Annotated in this window: 22 protein-coding genes; 12 read left to right on the forward strand and 10 right to left on the reverse strand. The window is 65.8% G+C overall.

From position 1 onward, the window contains the following. The first annotated feature begins 542 nt into the window (after positions 1–542). Entirely contained in the window at positions 543–1664 is a 1122-nt protein-coding gene (locus RTN46_RS12255; protein WP_312181741.1) for a glycosyltransferase 87 family protein, read from the forward strand. Between the two features lie 141 nt (positions 1665–1805). On the opposite strand, the gene nadE is transcribed toward RTN46_RS12255, so the two are convergent. Continuing rightward, positions 1806–2627, reverse strand: a complete 822-nt coding sequence (gene nadE / locus RTN46_RS12260) for an ammonia-dependent NAD(+) synthetase (protein ID WP_312181742.1) — start codon at positions 2625–2627, stop codon at positions 1806–1808. A gap of 172 nt (positions 2628–2799) precedes the next feature. Between nadE and pyrE the strand changes: the two genes are divergently transcribed. Both pyrE and RTN46_RS12270 read left to right on the forward strand, forming a co-directional pair. Beyond that, positions 2800–3369, forward strand: coding sequence for an orotate phosphoribosyltransferase (pyrE, locus tag RTN46_RS12265; protein WP_312181743.1), 570 nt, complete (start codon positions 2800–2802; stop codon positions 3367–3369). A gap of 24 nt (positions 3370–3393) precedes the next feature. Beyond that, the gene (locus RTN46_RS12270; protein ID WP_312181744.1) at positions 3394–4401 is read left to right on the forward strand and encodes a thioesterase domain-containing protein; all 1008 of its coding nucleotides are present in this window, start codon (positions 3394–3396) and stop codon (positions 4399–4401) included. 39 nt (positions 4402–4440) lie between these two features. Here the strand turns inward: RTN46_RS12270 and RTN46_RS12275 are convergent, their stop codons facing one another. Beyond that, on the reverse strand, positions 4441–5271 hold the full coding sequence (locus RTN46_RS12275; RefSeq protein WP_312181766.1) for an HAD-IIA family hydrolase: 831 nt from the start codon (positions 5269–5271) through the stop codon (positions 4441–4443). Between the two features lie 83 nt (positions 5272–5354). Between RTN46_RS12275 and RTN46_RS12280 the strand changes: the two genes are divergently transcribed. The 3 genes from RTN46_RS12280 to RTN46_RS12290 all read left to right on the forward strand — a co-directional run bounded on the left by RTN46_RS12280 (position 5355) and on the right by RTN46_RS12290 (position 7635). Further along, positions 5355–6023 (forward strand): TrmH family RNA methyltransferase, encoded by a 669-nt coding sequence (locus RTN46_RS12280; protein ID WP_312181767.1) that lies wholly within the window; start codon positions 5355–5357, stop codon positions 6021–6023. Between the two features lie 173 nt (positions 6024–6196). Continuing rightward, positions 6197–7216: a class II fructose-bisphosphate aldolase gene (fbaA, locus tag RTN46_RS12285; protein ID WP_312181745.1), complete on the forward strand. Its 1020-nt coding sequence runs from the start codon at positions 6197–6199 to the stop codon at positions 7214–7216. Next, on the forward strand, positions 7216–7635 hold the full coding sequence (locus RTN46_RS12290) for a DUF3151 domain-containing protein (protein WP_312181747.1): 420 nt from the start codon (positions 7216–7218) through the stop codon (positions 7633–7635). Before fbaA ends, RTN46_RS12290 begins: the two co-directional genes overlap by 1 nt. 109 nt (positions 7636–7744) lie before the next feature. Here the strand turns inward: RTN46_RS12290 and RTN46_RS12295 are convergent, their stop codons facing one another. Beyond that, complete coding sequence (locus RTN46_RS12295) at positions 7745–8122, reverse strand: DUF427 domain-containing protein (protein WP_312181749.1); 378 nt, start codon at positions 8120–8122, stop codon at positions 7745–7747. Between the two features lie 23 nt (positions 8123–8145). After that, on the reverse strand, positions 8146–8850 hold the full coding sequence (locus RTN46_RS12300; RefSeq protein WP_312181750.1) for a hypothetical protein: 705 nt from the start codon (positions 8848–8850) through the stop codon (positions 8146–8148). 198 nt (positions 8851–9048) lie between these two features. On the opposite strand from RTN46_RS12300, the gene RTN46_RS12305 reads away from it, so the two are divergent. Continuing rightward, positions 9049–10338: an adenylosuccinate synthase gene (locus tag RTN46_RS12305; RefSeq protein WP_312181751.1), complete on the forward strand. Its 1290-nt coding sequence runs from the start codon at positions 9049–9051 to the stop codon at positions 10336–10338. 147 nt (positions 10339–10485) lie between these two features. Here RTN46_RS12305 and RTN46_RS12310 read toward each other — a convergent pair whose 3' ends face one another. The 3 genes from RTN46_RS12310 to RTN46_RS12320 form a co-directional block, all read right to left on the reverse strand. Then, positions 10486–11013, reverse strand: coding sequence for a GNAT family N-acetyltransferase (locus tag RTN46_RS12310; protein WP_312181753.1), 528 nt, complete (start codon positions 11011–11013; stop codon positions 10486–10488). Positions 11014–11040: 27 nt separating this feature from the next. After that, entirely contained in the window at positions 11041–11409 is a 369-nt protein-coding gene (locus RTN46_RS12315) for a VOC family protein (RefSeq protein ID WP_312181754.1), read from the reverse strand. Between the two features lie 94 nt (positions 11410–11503). Then, complete coding sequence (locus RTN46_RS12320; RefSeq protein WP_312181755.1) at positions 11504–12499, reverse strand: DUF2804 domain-containing protein; 996 nt, start codon at positions 12497–12499, stop codon at positions 11504–11506. Positions 12500–12560: 61 nt separating this feature from the next. On the opposite strand from RTN46_RS12320, the gene RTN46_RS12325 reads away from it, so the two are divergent. Together RTN46_RS12325 and RTN46_RS12330 are read left to right on the forward strand one after the other, a co-directional pair. Then, complete coding sequence (locus tag RTN46_RS12325) at positions 12561–13679, forward strand: NAD(P)-dependent alcohol dehydrogenase (protein ID WP_312181756.1); 1119 nt, start codon at positions 12561–12563, stop codon at positions 13677–13679. A 39-nt stretch (positions 13680–13718) separates the two neighbouring features. Continuing rightward, the gene (locus RTN46_RS12330; RefSeq protein ID WP_312181757.1) at positions 13719–14525 is read left to right on the forward strand and encodes a carbon-nitrogen hydrolase family protein; all 807 of its coding nucleotides are present in this window, start codon (positions 13719–13721) and stop codon (positions 14523–14525) included. A gap of 79 nt (positions 14526–14604) precedes the next feature. Here RTN46_RS12330 and RTN46_RS12335 read toward each other — a convergent pair whose 3' ends face one another. Next, entirely contained in the window at positions 14605–16020 is a 1416-nt protein-coding gene (locus tag RTN46_RS12335; RefSeq protein ID WP_312181758.1) for an amino acid permease, read from the reverse strand. A 417-nt stretch (positions 16021–16437) separates the two neighbouring features. Between RTN46_RS12335 and RTN46_RS12340 the strand changes: the two genes are divergently transcribed. Together RTN46_RS12340 and RTN46_RS12345 are read left to right on the forward strand one after the other, a co-directional pair. Continuing rightward, positions 16438–17010 (forward strand): RNA polymerase sigma factor, encoded by a 573-nt coding sequence (locus RTN46_RS12340; RefSeq protein WP_312181759.1) that lies wholly within the window; start codon positions 16438–16440, stop codon positions 17008–17010. Next, positions 16982–17752 carry a hypothetical protein gene (locus RTN46_RS12345; RefSeq protein ID WP_312181760.1) on the forward strand — a complete coding sequence of 257 codons (771 nt, stop codon included), beginning with the start codon at positions 16982–16984 and terminating at the stop codon, positions 17750–17752. Before RTN46_RS12340 ends, RTN46_RS12345 begins: the two co-directional genes overlap by 29 nt. Here RTN46_RS12345 and RTN46_RS12350 read toward each other — a convergent pair. Together RTN46_RS12350 and RTN46_RS12355 are read right to left on the reverse strand one after the other, a co-directional pair. Then, the gene (locus RTN46_RS12350; protein ID WP_312181761.1) at positions 17749–18252 is read right to left on the reverse strand and encodes a CoA-binding protein; all 504 of its coding nucleotides are present in this window, start codon (positions 18250–18252) and stop codon (positions 17749–17751) included. The genes RTN46_RS12345 and RTN46_RS12350 overlap by 4 nt on opposite strands. After that, a complete protein-coding gene (locus RTN46_RS12355; RefSeq protein ID WP_312181762.1) occupies positions 18245–19633 on the reverse strand; it encodes an O-acetylhomoserine aminocarboxypropyltransferase/cysteine synthase family protein in 1389 nt (462 codons plus the stop codon). Before RTN46_RS12355 ends, RTN46_RS12350 begins: the two co-directional genes overlap by 8 nt. Before the next feature lie 154 nt (positions 19634–19787). Between RTN46_RS12355 and RTN46_RS12360 the strand changes: the two genes are divergently transcribed. Continuing rightward, positions 19788–20048 (forward strand): hypothetical protein, encoded by a 261-nt coding sequence (locus tag RTN46_RS12360; protein WP_312181764.1) that lies wholly within the window; start codon positions 19788–19790, stop codon positions 20046–20048. Positions 20049–20157 lie beyond the last annotated feature (109 nt).

Genomic DNA, 20157 nt, shown 5'->3' on the forward strand with positions numbered 1-20157 from the left:
CCCGCCATATCTGCACACAGGACCGGGCAACGGCGCCGTGCGGGTGCGCCGGCCTGGCTTTGTAGCGGGTCCGGCGACACAGGTTCCCACTCTGTGTTGCTTAGTGGGGCTGGTGGGTTCACAGGAGTAACTCCAGTCACGAAGAGCGGGAACCCGTGTCTGCATTTCGGAGTCCGGGCCCTGGTTTCCCAGCGAGTGTTGCGTGTGATGCAGGTGAGGCCCCAATGGTCACTTGAGCCGCACCGGGTGGGAATCTGTGTGGGACGCCAGGCACGGCTAAGGGTGCAGCACCCTGTGCGTCCTTTTCGTCCGGCCGAAGAGGGTGGTGGGGGGGGGGCTGAGGCATCACCCGCAGTATTGCCGAGGCGCTTCCCTGGCCCGTTCCGGGTTGGCCATAGGCTGTGGGGGTGCCTGACAGATCACCCCTATTGCGCAGCGTTCCAACGCTCATCTGTATTGTTCTTGGCTGTGCGCTGGTTTGGTGGGCCGCGTCCGTGCACAGCCTGGATTTCAATGTGTACCGGGCGGGGGCCAGAGCCTTTTTGGAGCTAGACGGGTCGGCCCAGCTGTATGACCAGAAGCTGTGGAACATCGCCGGAGATGCGTGGCTTCCCTTCACATATCCGCCCTTCGCGGTTCTCTTCTTCCTGCCCTATGCCTTGCTGCCCGCCGGAATCGGCGCCCACCTTCATACGATTATTCTGCTCATCTCCCTGCTGGTCGTCGTGCACCTGGTCATCACCAGATCGAGCAGGACCGCCGCCCACCTGCGGCAGCGGTCCACCTGGCAGTACGCAGTCCTGCTTGGCCTGGCCGTGTTCCTCGTCGGTGTCTCGGGGCCGTGGAGGGAAGGACTTTCCTTTGGGCAGATCAATGCCGCCCTGATGGCAGTGGTCCTGCTTGACCTGCTTGGTTCCCGAAGGCTGAGGCTTCCGCGGGGCTTCCTCACGGGTCTTGCCGCCGGCGTGAAACTCACACCGCTGGCCCTGGGTCTGTTCTTTCTAGCCCAGCGGGATTTCAAAGCACTGGCATGGATGGCTGTGGGATTCTTCGGCTCCGTGGCGGTTGGCTTCATCATCAGCGCCGAAGGCTCGGTCTACTACTGGACCGAGGCCCTGATTACGCCTTCGAGGGTCGGCACCGTGGACGACATGTACAACCTGACGCTGCGGTCATTTACCCAGCATCTCGGGCTGGCAGAACACACTGCGACCATCCTCTGGGGTGCCTTGTCACTGACAACGGTAATCGGCGGTTACGCGGCGATTCGCAGACTGCTGGCGGCGGGCGAACAGATAGCCGCTGCGGGGGTGGCAGCACTGGCGATGCTGATGATTTCGCCCATCAGCTGGTACCACCACTGGGTCTGGTTCATCCTGCTGCTGCCCGCGCTGATCTGCCCGCCCGAACACGTTTCCAGATTGGGGAGGCGGAGGATGCGCATCGTCGCGGCTGCCCTCTACATACTGTTCCTAGCGTCCTCCTACGCCATGAGCCTGGCATATTTCGGGCACATCCAAGGGCACGGCCCTTGGTGGATGGAACTGCTCTCCTCAATCTGGCTTTTCGCTGCCATCACCGCCGCCGCCGTAATCACGAAGAATGCCAGCCCCTCACTCCGGGCGCCTTTGGGCGGACCAAGTCACGCCCGACTGCGGCTTTGAAGCGCGGAGGTCCAACCGACAGCCCTCCGGACGGGCCGGATAAGGCGGCTTTAATACTCCGGCGAGCTCTGCGAGCAAAGGAGTTTCGTTGCCGCCGTTCTTCCCGCCCGGCGGGCGGAGCACGGAAACCCGGACCCGCCCCTACTTCCACCAGGAATCGAGAATCGAGACCGGGGTCGTGCGCTTGTGGCGGGTGGCCAGGTAGCGCTTCTCGATCTTCTCCGCAGCCTCGGCGGACACACCGCGGCCCTCGAGGTAATCGTCGATCTGGTCGTAGCTGATGCCCAGCTCGGTCTCGTCCGTCTGGCCGGGCGCACCGTCGAGCAGGTCCGCGGTGGGGACCTTGCCGGACAACTGCTCGGAAGCGCCAAGAGCGGTGAGCAGCTGCCGGATCTGGCGCTTGTTGAGCCCGAACAGCGGCAGGATGTCCGCTCCGCCATCGCCGTATTTGGTGAAGAACCCGGTGACGGATTCGGCGCCGTGATCAGTACCGATGACCAGAAGGTTGTGCTGGCCGCCGACGGCGTACTGAGCGGTCATCCGCACGCGCGCCTTGATGTTGCCCTTGTTGAAGTCGCTGATGTTCTCGCCGGTCATGACGGCGTATTCCTTTTCGAAGCCGTCCACCGCGTCGCCGATGTTGAAGACCCAGGAGGTCTTGGGGCGGATGAGGTCCAGGGCGGCCTGCGCGTCGTCCTCATCATGCTGCACTCGGTAGGGCAGGCGAAGGGCCACGAAGTTTGCGTCGGTCCCCTCGGCCTGCAGTTCTTCCACAGCCAGCTGGGCGAGACGGCCCGCCAGGGTGGAATCCACGCCGCCGCTGATGCCCAGGACAAAACCCGCGGTATGGGAGGCGAACATGTATTCCTTGAGGAATTCCACCCGCCGGCGGATCTCCGTTTCCGGATTGATGCTGGGCTGCACACCCATTTCGGCAATGATCTCTGCTTGAAGTTCGCGCATGGCGTTCAGCCTATACAACACACGGTTCCGGGCGGGAGCGCGCCGTCGGCCTGTGACACGCAGCGCGCCGTCGGCCTGAGACCCGCCCAGCGCGCCGTCGGCCACCCACACGGCGACCAGGCAAGGGCCGCAGGCAAAAGACTGCCCGGGCTGCTCCGATAGGATTGGGAGCATGACTTCCCCGCAGATCGCAGCGTCCCGTGCCCGCCTCCTGGAACTAATTAAGGAACTGGCGGTGGTCCGGGGAAAGGTGATCCTTTCCAGCGGCAAGGAAGCCGACTACTACATCGACCTGCGGCGCATCACGCTGCACCATGAAGCCTCCCAGCTGGTCGGCGAGGTCATGCTGGACATGGTCGAATCCGCCGGGATCAGCTTCCAGACCGCGGGCGGCCTGACCATGGGCGCAGACCCGGTGGGAACCGCTGTGATGAACGCGTCCGTCCGCAACGGCGGCACCGTGGATGCCTTCGTCGTCCGCAAGGCCCAGAAGTCCTACGGCATGGGCCGCCAGGTGGAAGGCCCGGACGTCTCAGGCCGCGACGTCCTGGTCCTGGAAGACACCTCCACCACGGGCGGATCCGCGCTGACCGCCGTTGAAGGCGTCCGCAACGCCGGCGGCAATGTGGTGGCCGTCGCCGTGATCGTGGACCGCGATACCGGTGCCAAGGAACGGATCGAAGCCGAAGCCGGGGTGCCGTACCTGTTCGCATTTGGCAAGGACGAGCTGGGTCTCGACTAGGTCCCAGACCTGGGGCGGGAGCCTATGACCGATGACCCAGCTGAGCTCCTCCGCCGTGCGGCGGATCTGGGGCGTTACTCCCGGCGGCGGTTCCTGGTTGGAGCCGCCGCAGGCCTGACGCTGGCCACCGATCTCTTCGTCACCCGGCTCATCCAGGAGGGCCGCGAAGAACTGGAAATCCTGCCGGTCCGTGACGACGAGGCAACCACCCGCTTCCCCCGGTCCATGTGGTTCCTCTTTCCCGGCTACAAGACCAGCTGGGAGGAGGCCGTCTGGATCCTCAATTCCCTGCGCCCTGCCCTGGCTAGCCGCGGGCAGATGGCCGCCGTCGGCTATTCCAACAAGGGCCTGGACCTGGACACCATCGAGGCCGAAGTCTTCCGTTACATCCGTACCCGCCGGATCAACCGGGTCTATTTCTACGGCCACAGTTTCGGCGGCATGGTGGCGGTGGAAATCGCGGCCCGGCTGCTGGCCCGCGGCGTGCAGGTGGAAATCATCATCCTGGACTCCAGCCCGTCCGGCCGCTTCGATGTGCTGGATGCGGCCATGATCCGGGGTGTGGTCTTCCTCTACGAAGCGGGCTACCAGGTTCCCAGCGCGGTGCGCGGCGGGTACGAACTCGGCGAACGGATCCTGCACAAAGACGAACGCAGCTGGAGCACCATCGCGGACCAGACCCTGGAACAGCTCTCACCCTTGGCGCCGTCGAGCACCCTGATCCAGTCGGAATCGTCCTACATTTACCACTACGACGCCGGGGCGTTCGCCGGCGGCCTGGGCAAGGCCGAGATCGCGTACATCGGCAATCCGGAAGACACCACGGTGAATTACCACACCGCCCGGCAGCGCTGGACCGAACTGTTTCCGCAGAACATGGTCTCCAACGCCCTGGTCACCGAGGGGGCCCGGCCGGCCCACGCCAGCCCGCAGTGGAACCCGGTCATCTACCAGCAGCTGGTCCAGGACATCCTGGATACCTACGCGCCGCTGCCGGCCACCGGAGGCGGCGGCAGCAAGGTCCCCTTCTAAGCGGAGCACGGCAGCTGCAGCCGAGGCGTGCCGGGTGGGCTAGACCGTGTTGATCAGGTCCGCCACGGAGTTGAGCACCTGGGACGGACGGAACGGATAGCGGCTGATGTCCTCCCGTTGCGTGATCCCGGAGAGCACCAGCACCGTCGTCAGGCCCGCTTCGATGCCGGCGATGATGTCGGTGTCCATCCGGTCCCCGATCATGCCCGTGGTTTCCGAGTGCGCGTCGATCTTGTTCATGGCCGAACGGAACATCATCGGATTCGGCTTGCCCACAATGTAGGGCACACGGTCCGTGGCGGCGGTGATCAGGGCGGCAATCGCACCGGTCGCCGGGATGGGGCCTTCCGCGGAAGGGCCCGTGACATCCGGGTTGGTGGCAATGAACCGGGCGCCGTCCAGGATCAGCCGGATGGCCTTGGTGATGGTGCCGAAGGAATAGGTCCTGGTTTCACCCAGGACCACATAATCCGGGTTCGTGTCGGTGAGGATCAGTCCGGCCTCATGCAGCGCCGTCGTCAGTCCCGCCTCGCCGATCACGAAGGCGCGGCCCGGGGAGGACGAGTTCTTGAGCTGGTCCTTGAGGAATTCCGCGGTCGCCAGGGCCGAGGTCCAGAGGTTCTCTTCCGGGACCTCGAGGCCGGACGCATGCAGCCGGGCCGCCAGGTCGCGCGGTGTGTAGATCGAGTTGTTGGTCAGCACGAGGAACCGCTTGGAGGTGTCTACCCAGCGGTTGATCAGCTCCGAAGCACCTGGAATCGGCTGGTTCTCATGGACCAGGACTCCGTCCATGTCAGTCAGCCAGCACTCGATGTTTTCGTTTTCGCCCACGGTTACCTCTTCCAGCGCTTGCTCCTGGCAGGTCAGCATTCTCCGGACGACGCCGGCACAGACCTGCTCCGCCCGGTGCGGATGCGGGATGGTCCAGTCTTTCACCTTACGCTGGAAGGGTGATAGAGAGCCCTGAAACAATTCCCCTTCCCGAGCCCGGTCCGGCAGATCTTGCGGTGCCAGAGGTCGGCGTCGGACCGTGGGAAGGGCCCTGGCCAGAGGGCGAACATTGGGACCCCGAACTGCTGACCGGCGGGGACCGCCGGAACGTGGTGGATGAGTACCGCTACTGGAAGCACGACGCGATCGTTGCGGACCTGGACACCAGGCGGCACGAGTTCCACGTCGCCATCGAAAACTGGCAGCACGACCTGAACATCGGCTCCGTGGTGCGCACCGCGAACGCGTTTATGGCCAAGGAAGTGCACATCATCGGACGACGCCGGTGGAACCGGCGCGGAGCCATGGTCACCGACCGCTACCAGCACGTCCGCCACCACCCCACGGTGGAAGACTTCACCGACTGGGCGCATTCCGAGGGCCTGGCGATCATCGGGATTGATAATTTCCCGGATTCCGTGCCGCTGGAAACCTACGAGCTGCCCCGCAACTGCGTCCTGGTCTTCGGCCAGGAAGGCCCGGGCCTGACGCCGGAAGTCCACGAAGCTGCCGAAGCCACCCTTTCGATCGCCCAGTTCGGCTCCACCCGGTCCATGAACGCTTCCGCCGCGGCAGCCATCGCGATGCACGGCTGGGTCCGCCGGCACGTTTTCGGGCAGAAAGTCTCCTAGCCTCCAGTGCGGGCCAGCGCCGGCGGGACTGCGGCTGCGGCCGCAGCACTCGGCGTCGTCTTACCCGCCGGAAGCGCCACACCCTGATGCTCCCGGGACACTTGTGGCTAGGATGGGAGGAGCCAAAGAGGGCCCGGCCCTGCCGCATTTCGTCACTTCGCTAAGGAGTCAGCATGCCTATTGCAACCCCCGAGATCTATGCAGAGATGATCGACCGGGCCAAGGCGGGGGGATTCGCGTACCCGGCTGTAAACGTCACCTCCTCGCAGACCCTGAACGCCGCGATCGCTGGTTTCGCTGAAGCCGGTTCGGACGGCATCATCCAGGTATCCACCGGCGGCGCTGCGTACTGGTCCGGCTCCACCGTCAAGAACATGGTCACCGGTTCGCTGGCGTTCGCCGCCTACGCCCGTGAAGTGGCCAAGAGCTACGACGTGAACATCGCCCTGCACACCGACCACTGCCCCAAGGACAAGCTGGACGACTTCGTTCTGCCGCTGCTGGCAGCCTCCGAAGAGCGCGTCAAGCGCGGCGAGGACCCCATCTTCAACTCACACATGTGGGACGGCTCCGCCGAAGAGCTGGATGAGAACCTGCGGATTGCCCAGCAGCTCCTGGCCCGCACCGCGGCAGCCAAGATCATCCTCGAAGTCGAGATCGGCGCCGTCGGCGGCGAAGAAGACGGCGTGGAAAATGAGATCAACGAGAAGCTCTACACCACCGTCGAAGACGGCATGGCCACCATCGAAGCCCTCGGCGACGGCAGCAAGGGCCGCTACATCACCGCCCTCACCTTCGGCAACGTCCACGGCGTGTACAAGCCCGGCGGCGTGAAGCTGCGCCCGGAAATCCTGCAGGAAATCCAGACCGCCGTCGGCGCGTCCATCGGCAAGGAAAGCCCGTTCGACCTGGTCTTCCACGGCGGCTCCGGCTCCTCCGCCCAGGAGATCGCCGACGCCGTCTCCTACGGCGTCATCAAGATGAACATCGACACCGACACCCAGTACGCGTACACGCGCCCGGTCGCCGACCACATGCTGCGCAACTACGACGGCGTCCTGAAGATCGACGGCGAAGTCGGCAACAAGAAGCAGTATGACCCGCGCGTCTGGGGAGCCTCCGCCGAAAAGGGCATGGCCGCCCGCGTGGTTGAAGCAGCACAGTCCCTGGGATCGGCAGGAAAGCACCTCTAATGTCAGACGAATTCCGTAAGAACCTGCTTGGCCCCGAGCCCACCTACCTGCCCGAGGAGACCGACGTCGTCGCCCGCCTCGCTGCCGGTGACGAGGCCGTTGACCTTGCAGCGAAGTTCCCCACCTCCTCGCAGATCTGGGCCATCCTCGCTGATGAAGCCTTCGCCGAGGGACAGACGATCGAGTCCTACGCCTACGCCCGGGTGGGCTACCACCGCGGCTTGGACTCCCTGCGCCGTGCAGGCTGGCGCGGCACCGGACCGATCCCGTGGGAGCACGAGCCGAACCGCGGGTTCCTGCGTTCGCTCTATGCTCTGGGACGGGCGGCCGCTGCGATCAACGAAACCGAAGAGGTCAACCGGATCGAGCAGTTCCTGGACAGCTCCGATCCAAAGGCCAAGGCCGCGATCGAAGCCTAGCTTCCACTCCACCGAAGGTGCCTTCCCATTAGGGAGGGCACCTTCGGTGTTTCCATGGAGGCCGGGTGCTTCCGCCGTGCCCGCGGAGCTAGAGTGACCGGCCCCGCGCTCACCAGCCCCAGGTGCCCGGAGGCCCCTTGAACGGACCGGTCACCCGGCTGGTGATCCAGCCGCCGTAGAAATCGCCCTCCTGCGCCTGGACATCTTCGCCATCCACCCGCACCACGTCCATCAGCCCGGGATACAGGGCAGCCGTCTCCGTCAACGCCTCGTATCCGGGAGCGGGATCCTCGTACCGCCACGCGGCGCGGGCCGCACGGCGGCCGCCGGAGACGACGTCGTAATAGGACGCCGCGCCCTTGAACTCACAGTGCGTTCGGCCCGAAACCGGATGCAGGGCCCCGGGCGCGAAGGCCTCCAGCGGCAGGTAGTAGACCGGCGGGTGGCTGGTCTCCAGCACCCGCAGGGCAGCCGACGTCGCCGCCACGAGCGACCCGCCCAGCCAGACTTCTACAGCTTCAGTGCCCGGTTCGATTCGGGGTGGCCGCGGGTAAGACCAGACGGATTCGGCATGCGGGTGAAAACGGTTCTCCATTGCCCACTCGATTCGCTTCGCGCCGCCTGGCGGGCAGTGATGGTGGTGGTGACCGCAAGGATCTGCGGCCGGGAAGGGACCGAGGAAAAACCGAACCGCACCGGCGGGCTGACCGGTGCCAGCGCGCCGAGGTCCTGTCCATTCCAGGAACACTCTGCGGCCGCGATCCGCCGGATGGAGCGCACTCCATAGAATTCGAGTCGATCCCCGGTGGTTCCTGCGGTCTGCACGCCGCGGACGATGAGGCCGGCCAGCGGGTTTACTGCCCGGAGCCAGAGCGGGTGCACTGCCAGTGGTGCAGGCACCGCCTCCAGCAGCCTGCCCAGGAAGGTGACCTGGCCCAGCTCGGCGCGCAGCCGCAGCGGGCCGCCGTCGACAGTCAGCCGCCCCTCGTCCAGCCACGCGGTAACGGGAACAACGTCCACCGCATCGAAGGAATAGGTGGAGGAAACGTACCGGGCGGTGTTCTCGTCAGGGGCCAGCAGCAGGCGGGAGCCGAACCGGTTCTCCACCATGACATCGGTGAAAGGGCCGAACGGCGAGTCCGGCCAGTGGCCGATGACCAGGCGGGTTCCGGACTGCGTGCCCAGCCCGGCAATATAGCCGCGGAAGCGCTCCATGGCATATACCGTACGCCCGGCTGGCTGCTTCCGGAGGGGATGGGCCGGAGATCGGCTAAACTTGGCAGGTAAGAGCCCCGCAGCTTGAGCGAATGGACACCTGTGTCCTGCGTCGCAGGAGTGCCGGGGCGTTCTCATGCACGGTAGCGGTTCGGCGCCTGGCGCGGATCCCTAGCGTAACTAATGGGGGAGGATCCCATGCCCGCAATTGTCATCGTCGGCGCCCAGTGGGGCGACGAAGGTAAAGGTAAGGCCACCGACCTTCTCGGCGGCCGCGTCGACTACGTCGTCAAGCCCAACGGGGGAAACAATGCCGGCCACACCGTCGTCGTCGGCGGTGAAAAGTACGAACTGAAGCTGCTGCCCGCCGGCATCCTGAGCCCCAACGCGATCCCGGTCATCGGCAACGGCTGCGTGGTGAACCTCGAAGCGCTGTTCGCCGAAATCGACGGTCTGGAAGCACGCGGCGCCGACACCTCGAAGCTGCGCATCTCCGCCAACGCCCACCTCGTGGCCCCGTTCCACCAGGTGATGGACAAGGTCACCGAGCGTTTCCTGGGTAAGCGTGCCATCGGCACCACCGGCCGCGGCATCGGACCGGCCTACATGGACAAGGTCGCCCGCCTGGGCATCCGCGTGCAGGACATCTTCGACGAGTCGATCCTGCGGCAGAAGGTCGAAGGTTCGCTGCGGCAGAAGAACCAGCTGCTGCTTAAGGTCTACAACCGCCGCGACGTGGATCCCGAAGAAGTGGTCCAGTATTTCCTCTCCTACGCAGACCGGCTGCGCCCGATGGTCATCGACTCGGTGTACGAGCTGAACAAGGCCCTGGACGAGGACAAGGTCATCCTGATGGAAGGCGGCCAGGCCACGTTCCTGGACGTTGACCACGGCACCTACCCGTTCGTGACTTCCTCCAACCCGACGGCCGGCGGCGCCTCGGTGGGCTCCGGCATCGGCCCCACCCGCATCAACCGGGCTGTGGGCATCATCAAGGCCTACACCACACGCGTCGGCGCCGGACCGTTCCCCACCGAACTCTTCGATGACATGGGCCTGTACCTGCAGAAGACCGGCGGCGAGTTCGGTGTGAACACCGGCCGTCCGCGCCGCTGCGGCTGGTACGACGCCGTCCTGGCCCGCCACGCTTCCCGCGTCAACGGTTTCACGGACTACTTCGTCACCAAGCTCGACGTGCTGACCGGCATTGAGAAGATCCCGGTCTGTGTGGCGTACGACGTCGACGGCGTGCGTTTCGACGAAATGCCGATGACGCAGACCGACTTCCACCACGCCAAGCCGATCTTCGAGTACTTCGACGGCTGGACCGAGGATATTACGGGCGCGAAGACCCTCGAGGATCTGCCGGAAAATGCCCGGAACTACGTGCTGGCACTGGAAAAGCTCTCCGGCACCCGGTTCTCCGCGATCGGCGTCGGCCCGGACCGCGACCAGACGATCGTGATCCGCGACCTGATCAGCGAGTAGTTCGTATAGCAGAAGGCCCTGCAGCCGTTGGCTGCGGGGCCTTCGCCGTTTAACCGCTGCCTAGGGCTCCAGCTCGCCGGCGCTGGCACGCACCGTTGTTGGCGCCAGCAAACGGCGCATCCGTGGACGACTTCGCTCCGGGCATCATTACGTCGAGAAGACGCGACTGTACCGCAGTTCGGAGATCGGAGGGATGAACCGGTTGTCTTCCATGGTGCCGCCGTCATTTACCCAGCCGTGCTTTTGGTAGAAAAGCTGTGCCCTGCTGTTGCCCTTCTCCACCCACAGGAAGGCTTGGGAATAGCCGAGGCCGGCCAGCCCTCGTTCGGCTGCCCCGAAAAGAGCGGACCCCACTCCCTGGCTCCACCATTCCGGGTGGACATTGATCGCGTGCAGCTGGCCGGTATCAGATGCGTAGTCTCCGTGTGCCGGACCGATGATGGCGAATCCAACGGGATGGTCATCGACGGCGGCTACGAGGTGCTGGATGCCAGCTCTTGGAGATTCGATGCTGCTGCGCCAGGTGGCAGCCGCCTGTTCCACACTGAGGCCATCGAGGTACTCGTCGGTCATGACTCCCCGGTAGGCTGCCCGCCACGCTGCGAGGTGTATCTCGGCGAGCCACCCGGCATCCTCCTTGGAAGGCGGCCGGACAGACATCTCAAGGGAATCCATGAGGTGGATGGTACAGAGGCCTGCGCCCTACTCCGAGCCGTGGCCCGAAAGGATGCAGAACTCGTTACCCTCCGGGTCTGCCAGCACAACCCAGGACACGTCGGGACCCTGCCCGACGTCGGCCGGGACCGCGCCGAGGGCGAGCATCCGCTCTACCTCTTCCTGCTGGGTGCAGCCGTCCGGAACCAGGTCCAGGTGCAGCCGGTTCTTGACGGTCTTCGTTTCGGGGACGGGAACGACGTCGATCGGTGGGCCCGGTACGCCGTTGGCCGGCGCGAGGGTGAGGCCCCCGTCGAACTGATCGGCCACCCGGTAGCCCAGGGCCTGGGTCCAGAACGCGGCCATCCGCGCAACATCAATGGCGTCCATGGCCAGGGCTGAGACTTTGCTGCTCACGTACGGCTCCTTCGGCGGGAAAAGTTTCCTGCGAACCTAGCAGCGGCGTTCTCCAGGCGTCAACGCCGCACGCCCGACGTTCCCCGCGCCCCGGCTACCACCGGTTCCGGGCCTCTTCCACCCAGCCCTCTACCCCGTCCAGGCTGTACCGGGTGCCGTCGGGTGCTGTTGCCCAGCCGGACCAGGAGCCGAATGCCTGCCAGATGGCGGAGGACACCAGCACGGCATTGGTCGCTGCACGGCGCCGGTGGAACGGTGTGAGGGTCGCGTCGATCCAGTCGCCGCGGACACGCCAGGGTGCCAGCGGGTTGGTGAGGTCGTAGCTGAACTGAACTTCGTCGTCGTAGTGGTGCAGCACCCCGTCCACGATCAGTGCGTTCTCCGTGGCGGGCGTGCCCTCGGTCCACAGTGCCCCCAGCTGCAGGCCAAGCCGGGTGCCGTCCACCGTCCCGGATCCTGCCGCCCAGATCCACCGCTTGGAATACGGCCAGCGTCCGCGGCCCCGGTCCAGTACGGCGAAGGAACCCGGGCCGCCCACCTCATAGGTGCGGCCGTCCAGGGTGACTGTGCCGCTGACCTCCCGTGCCACATCCTTGAGCGTGTACTGATAGCGGGTGGCCGACCACGGGACCACCACCCCCAGCACGTCGCCGGCAGCAGGTGCATAGAGCTCGACGCCGATGCGTTCCGATTCGGCGCGCAGGTGCGTGCCGCCGTCGTCGTCGTGGAAGCGGAGGTGCGTCCCGCCCATGGTGCCAACGGCGGTCAGCGGCGGCACGGTGTCCGGAAGGATCACGGTGGAGCCAGGCGGGATACTCAGCGGGTCATAGCTGACCTCCTTGCCGGTGGCGCGCTCGAGGGCGTAGAGCTGCAGGGCGGACGCATAGTCCAGGTGGACGATGGTCATGTCGATCGCCAGCTCGGGCGTGAGGATGCCCCAGTATTCCCAGCGCTTGGTCCGCCAGCCGTGCCGGAGCCCGGAAGGCAGGTCCGCGAACGCATGAAGAGGAGTCCGGGAGAAGCCTGCGGCAGCCGGGTTCAGGCTGCCATTCTTCCGGGACAGCTCTACCGGTTCCTTGATTTCTTCCATGGCGCCACAATACTTCTCGGACCCCCTGACACCCGCGAAGCCGACCGCGTAGCGTGGCCTTATGACAACCCAGGCGCGTGCCGCGATCCTGCGCGGCGTCCATGAACCCTTCGAAATCACCGAGGTCACGCTCGACGATCCCCGGCCGGACGAAGTCCTGGTCCGGATAACCGCCGCCGGAGTCTGCGGCACGGACCTGGGCGTCCAGGCCGGACACATTCCCTTTCCCCTGCCCGGGGTCCTGGGACATGAGGGCGCGGGCGTGGTCGAGGCTGTCGGCAGCGCCGTCACCTCCGTTGTTCCGGGCGACCACGTGCTGCTGAGCTTCACCAGCTGCGGGGTCTGCCGGAACTGCCGCCAGGGACATCCGGCCTACTGCGTCGATTTCCTGGACCTGAACCTACTTGGCGGACAGCGCAGCGACGGCAGCGCGACCATCACCAAGGACGGACTGGGAGTCCACGGACACTTCTTCGCCCAGTCCTCCTTCGCCGACTATGTCCTGGCCGACGCGCGCGGGGTCACCAAGGTTGATCCGGAGGCTGACCTGGGCCTGCTGGCACCCCTGGGGTGCGGCATCCAGACCGGTGCCGGGGCCGTGATGAACGTCCTGCGGCCCGAGCCCGGTTCCACCCTCGCTGTTTTCGGCGCCGGCCCCGTGGGCCTCGCCGCCGTGATGGCCGCCGCGCTCTCCGGCTCCACCCGCATTGTGGTGATGGACCTGGTGGATTCCCGGCTGGAGCTGGCCCGCGAGCTGGGGGCCACCGACGTCGTTAATTCCGGAAATGTGGATGCGCTGCAGGCCCTGTTCGAACTGACCAACGGCGGCGGCGTTACCCATGCGCTCGAAACGACCGGCAGTACCCGGGTGGCGGCCACCGCTGCCGACGCTCTGGCCCCGCTCGGGAAGCTCGGGCTGATTGGTGCGCCCGCCGCGGGGTCCAGCGTGGAACTGGACGTGAACTTTATGCTCAACGGCCGCCAGGTCATCGGCATCACGGAAGGGGACTCCACCCCTCAGCTCTTTCTGCCCGCGCTTGTGGACCTGGTGCAGCAGGGCCGCTTCCCGCTGCAGAGGATGATCACCCGCTATTCCTTCAACGAGATCAACGACGCCGCCGCCGCAGCGAAAGCGGGCGAGGTCCTGAAACCTGTGCTCCACTTCGAGGACCTGCACTAGGCTGGAGAAAAACCGGTCCACAGGCAAGGCGGTAGCTCAATGTTGGTCAGTGTAGGTCAGTTCAGCCCCACGGGAGACGTCGAGGAGAACCTCGCGGCGATGCGCTCGCTGGCTGAAAAGGCCAAGTCAGAGGGCTCGGGCTTGATTGTGTTCCCGGAAGAGTCGATGTTCAGCATCGGCAAGGTCGAAGGAACGCTGGCCGAAGCGGTCGACGCCGGCTGGAGCAGCTTTGTCCAGCGGCTTTCCCTCCTGGCGGCGGAACTGGAAATCGCCGTCGTCGCGGGCGGCTACGAGTCCTCCGGCGAGGAACGCCCTTACAACACGCTGGTGGCGATCGAGTCCGACGGGCGTATCGCCGCCACGTACCGGAAACTGCACCTCTACGATGCCTTCAGCTATCAGGAGTCCACCCGGATCAAAGCCGGTGACCACGGGATCCAGGTGGTGGAGATCGGCGGCCTCCGGGTGGGCCTGATGACCTGCTACGACCTCCGGTTCCCCGAACTGGCGCGGGCACTGGCCGTCCAGGGCGCGGACCTCATCGCCGTCCCGGCCGCGTGGTTCAAGGGCGAACACAAGATCGACCACTGGGAAACCCTGCTCAAGGCCCGGGCCATCGAGAACACCGTGTGGGTGGCGGCTGCCGGCACCTCGAGCGGCCACACCATCGGCCACTCAGCCATCCTGGACCCGATGGGCGTGCCACAGGTCTTCCTGGATGACGAACCTGCGGGCATTGCCACGGCAGAGGTGACGCGAAGCCGGATCGAGGAGGTCCGCGAATTCCTGCCGGTGCTGCGCAACCGCCGGTTCGCGGTCAACGAGCAGATCGTTACGGCGCACTAGTCCTGCGGAGGGGCCCGGGCCGGGCGGGGGCAGGGGCGGCTTCAGGAAAGTCCCAAACTGGCAGGTATGTCCCCGAGGGCTAGGACCGGGCGGCGGGTTCGGGGAGTTCGATCGGTTGCCGGCCCTGCCCCTTGACCAGGAACTGGTACGCGGCCAGCATCAGCAGGAGCCACACCACGCCGACGGCCAGCGCCGTCCGGCCGGGGCCGGTGAAGGCGAGGATGACGGTCACCAGGCCCATAAAGGCCAGTGTGGCAATGTTCAGCACTGGCCATCCCGGGAAGGCGAAGCCCGCCGAGGGGATTCCCTCGCGCCGCATCTGGCGCCGCATGCGGTGGTGGCTGAGCAGGATCGACGACCAGGTGAAAATGGTGGCAAAGGTAGCGGTGGAAGCGACCACCAGGAACAGCTGCTCAGGGATCCACAGGTACAGGCCCAGGCCGCCGAGCAGGCTGGCCATGATGATGGCCACCGGCCAGACTGGAACACCGAACCGCGAGACGCGGGTGAAGGCCTGTGGTGCGTGGCCCTGTTCCGCCAGACCGTACATCGTGCGGGAAGCGGCATAGAAGATGGAGTTCATAGCGGAGAGCGCCGCGGTGAGGACAACGGCATTGATCAGGTGCTCGGCGAAGGGGATGCCCAACCCAGCGAAGACCTGAACGAAAGGGCTCCCCTCAGAACCGATCTTGTCCCAGGGCAGGAGGCAGAGCATCACACCCAGCGAAAGTACGTAGAAAACCAGGATCCGCACGGGCACGGTGTTAACGGCCTTGGGGATCGCCCGGCTGGGGTCACCGGTTTCACCGGCGGTCACACCGAGTGTTTCGACGCCGCCAAACGAGAACACGACGATTCCCAGGCTCATCACGATGCCCCAGACCCCGAACGGTGCAAACCCGCCGTGGTCCACCAGATGGTTCACGCCGGGCTCATAACCGCCTGTGCTGACCCCGAAGACAATCAGGTAGAGCCCGCCGGCAATCATCGCAACGATGGTGGAGACCTTAATGAGGGTGAACCAGAACTCCAGTTCGCCGAAGACACTGACCCGCATCAGGTTGAGCCCTCCGATCAACAGCATGGCAGCGATCATCCAGAGCCAGCCCGGAGTGTCCGGGAACCACAGGCCCATATACATGCTGACCGCTGTCATGTCCGCGATGGCGACAATGACCATTTCGAAGGCGAAGGTCCAGCCGGTCAGGAACCCCATGCGGGGGCCGAGATAACGGCCGGCGTACTGGGCAAACGAACCAGCGACTGGGTGGCGGACCGCCATTTCACCGAGGGCACGCATCACCAGGAACACGGCGCAGCCGGCGATGATGTAAGCGATGAGCACAGCGGGTCCGGCGGCTTGGATGGTCTCGGACGAGCCGTAGAAGAGGCCGGTGCCGATCGCGGAGCCGAGGGCAATAAAACGGATATGCCGCAGCGAGAGACTGCGTTTGAGCTCTGTGTCGTGGCGCGTGGTGGAGTTGCTGAGGGTCATCAATATCCTGTGCCGCGGCGCTCGGCCACGGGTTGCTGGTCCGGCGCGGCGCTGGTGCCTTTTCCTGCTGGCCGGCCGCGCCGCGTTCCGCCGTGGGGAAGGCGGAGCCCGCTCCAGTATCCCACATTCCAGGCAGGCACCCCCTGCCGGGCGGCCCCGCCGGAAGCCCCCGGTGCCGGTACGCCAGCATGGTTTTCCGGCGTTGGGGACGCCGGCGATCCGTGCTGCGGATCACCCAAAAAAGAATCTTTGGGTGCCGCGTAACCTTTTCGGCACCCCCGGCGATTACCCCTGTGTAATAGCCGCGCCGGGGCTCATCCCCCCCAACGAGCAGCGGCGCGGCTATTTCCCTGCAGGATCAGGCTCGGCGGGGTACGATTTGGTTCGCCCCAACGTCCCAGACCGGAAGACCCCGCCTTGGCTGACCCGCTGACAGAGCAGATAGTCTCTGAAGCGTGCGCCAACAACCCCGTGGCACTGCGGGCTGTTTACGAGTCATTGGCGCCCGGGGTCCTGGGGTATCTGAGATCCAAAGGCTGTGAAGACCCCGAAGGCCTGTCACAGGAAGTGTTCCTGACGGTTTTCGCCAAACTCCCCACCGTTACCGGAGGTGCAGCGGGCTTGCGGACCTTCGCCTTCTCGGTTGCCCACGCCAGGATGGTGGACGAGTTCCGCCGGCGGGAACGCCAGCCGGCGACAGCGCCGTACGACCCGCTCGCGGATACCCGGTACACGGAGTCAGCCGAAGCTGCCGTCCTGGGATCTACGCTGTCAGCGGCGCCGCTCTTGGAAGGGCTCACGGACCAGCAGCGCGAAGTCCTGCTGCTGCGGGTCGTGGCAGATCTGTCGCTTGAAGAATCCGCCACGATCATGGGGAAGACGGCCAACTCCGTCAAACAACTTCAACGGAGGGCGCTCATTGCCCTCAAGGAACGCTTCGCAGGTAAGGAGGCAGCGGAACATGCAAGGCACGTCCAACAACCCCAGTGACGAGGACTCGATCCGGCGCCTCCTGGCAGAATCGGGGGTGGAAGCCACCGAAGAGCTCACCGCTGCGCTCGGGCGCCTGCGGAAAGCCAGCCGGGACCCCGCACCCGCTCCCTGCGCCGAACTTGAAGCACTCTTCACGGGATCGGTTACTCCGTTGCGGAAATCATCCCGCCGTCGGGGGTTCCTCCTTGGTGGCGCGGTTATCGCGGCCATGGCGGCCGGCACCACCGGTGTGGCCGCCACCAACCACGGCGGTTTCTGGGTGACGGCCGAGACCACGCAGGAAACGCCGTCGCCCGTTACATACGAGCCGATTCCGGCCCCCACGCCGGCACCGGCCCCCACACCGGCACCGGCCGCACCTGAGCCTGCGCCGGCCGAGGCAGTGCCCACCCCGGTGGAAGCTGTCCCAGTCCCGGTGCCGGCGGATAATGCAGACGCTGTAGATCTCCCGGCCGCGACGGTGCCTGTCACGGGTGGGGCACCGCAGGACTCCGGCCGGGGCGAGGCCCATGGCTGGCACAACGGTGACCGCGGCCAAGGCCGCGAGGAGCGCCATGGGTCCCGCTGGGACGACTTCGACTGGGACGACTCCGACTGGGACTATGACTCCGACGATGATTCCGATGGCGGGTTCCACGGCCCGCACCGCCAGGGGCAGGGCAGCGGCTGGCAGAATCAGAACCCTGCAAAGGGTGACAGGGACGGCGATTCCTACCGGGGGCCATTCGGCGGCGGCTAGGCCGTGAGCTGGCGCTTCGAGGAAATCACGCCGGTGTTGAAGCCGGCCAGGTTCAGGCCGCCGTGGAACCGGGCGTGCTCGATCTTCACGCAGCGGTCCATCACCACGTTCATCCCGGCAACCTCGGCGTCCCGGGCCACTTCTTCATGCCAGGCACCCAGCTGCAGCCACAGGGTCTTCGCGCCCACGGCTTTGGCCTCCTCGAGCACTGACGGCAGATCATCATGCCGGCGGAAGACGTCCACGATGTCCGGAGTCTCCGGCAGGTCGGCCAATGAGGCGTAGACCGGCTGGCCCAGGATCTCCTTCGCCACCGGATTCACGAAGTACACCCGGTACGGCGAGGAGGAGAGCAGGTAGGTGGCCACGAAGTAGGAGGCCCTGGACGGTTTGTCCGAGGCACCCACAATGGCGATCGACTTGGCCGAGCGCAGCAGCGCGAGGCGCTCGGGGGCGCTGGGGCCTACCCAGCTCGGGGTGTCAGTGCGGATCTCAGACATTGGCGGACTCCTGGGTTTCGACGGCGGCCGGGGCAGGTACGGTGCAGGACGCGGCCGGTGCCGTCCCGGCTGCGGGAACTGCTCCGGACGACGCCGCGGCAGCGGCTGCGGTGAGGCCCTGATCCAGGTCCCAGAGGATGTCCTCCAGGTCCTCCAGGCCCACGGAGATCCGCACCAGGTCCTCCGGCACGCCGGCAGCGGCCATCTGCTCGGGGGAGAGCTGCTGGTGGGTGGTGGAGCCCGGATGGATGACCAGGGTGCGGGAATCGCCGACGTTGGCCAGATGTGAGGCCAGCTGCAGTGACTCGATGAACACCTGCCCGGCGGCGCGGCCGCCCTTCACGCCGAACGCGAAGACGGAGCCGGGGCCCTTGGGCAGGTACTTCTGCGCCCGCTCATGGTGCGGATGCGATTCCAGGCCCGCGTAGGAAACCCAGGCGACGCGCTCGTCAGCCTCCAGCCACTCGGCCACGGCCTGGGCGTTGCGCAGGTGCTCGTCCACACGCTGGGCGAGGGTTTCCACACCCTGCAGCAGCTGAAACGCGGACTGCGCGGAGAGGGTCGGTCCGATGTCGCGCAGCTGCTCGGAGCGCAGCTTGGTCAGGAAGCCGTATTCCCCGAAGTTCCCCCACCAGGAGATGTTGCCGTAGGAGGGCACCGGTTCGGTCATGGCCGGGAACTTGCCGTTGCCCCAGTTAAAGGTGCCGGCCTCGACGACGACGCCGCCCAGGGTGGTGCCGTGCCCGCCGATGAACTTGGTGGCGGAGTGGATCACGACGTCCGCGCCGTGCTTAAACGGCTGGACCAGGTAGGGCGTGCTCAGGGTGGCGTCGAGGATCAGCGGCACACCGGCGTCGTGCGCCACCTTGGCCAGGCCCTCGATGTCGGTGACTTCACCGCTCGGGTTGGCCACGACCTCGGCGTACACGGCCTTGGTGTTTTCCTGGATGGCGGCCGCATAATCCGCGGGATCCGTGCCGGGAACAAAAGTGGTGTCGATGCCGAAGCGGCGCAGCGTCACGTCCAGTTGGGTGACCGTGCCGCCGTAGAGCTGGGACGCGGCCACAATGTGGTCCCCGGCCTGGCAGAGGGCTGCGAAGGTGACGAACTCGGCGGACATGCCCGACGCCGTCGCCACCGCACCGATACCGCCCTCCAGGGAGGCGATGCGTTCCTCGAACGCCGCGACCGTGGGGTTGCCGATCCGGGAGTAGATGTTGCCGTACTTCTGCAGCGAGAACAGGTTGGCGGCGTCGTCGGTGTCCTTGAAGACAAATGACGTGGTCTGGTAAATCGGGACGGCGCGCGCACCGTGGATGGCATCGGGGGTGCCGCCTGCGTGCAGGGCGCGGGTACGGAATCCGAACTGGCGATCACTCATGGAACTGAGTGCTCCTTCCTTAGGGGGACCGCGGCTAAGCGGTAAGGCAATGGTTGCTTTATTGGGCGGTGGAAACCAACAATGTTGAGGACAGTTGCGTTCAGCGGGTGAAGACTCCGGATCGGGCCGGCACCCCACAAGCCGGGGAGCGGGCATGGAACAGTATGTGATCGTGGTCGAAACCGGCTACAAACTGGGGTCCGCGAACCACAAGATCACCCCCACGGATCCCATGGAACGGCTCGAGGCGCAGAAACTGTTCATCGAACTGATGGAAAACGGGCACCCTGACCTGCTGCCGGAGAAAAAGGACACCTCGATCCTGGAGGTCTCCGCGGTGGAGTTCATCCGGCTGCACCGGGCCATGGGCGGCGCGGTGGAGCTGGACCGGGTGACGCTCGCGCGCGTTCGCTGAGCGCCGCACTACGCGGTTGTCCCCGCCCGCGTCCCCGCCCGGCGGGACTCGCACGCGGCGTGGATCGCCGGGATGCACGGTTCGTTCTGCAGGCTGGTGGTATCTCCCA

It is taken from the genome of Arthrobacter sp., assembly GCF_031988865.1.
Lineage (GTDB): Bacteria > Actinomycetota > Actinomycetes > Actinomycetales > Micrococcaceae > Arthrobacter_B.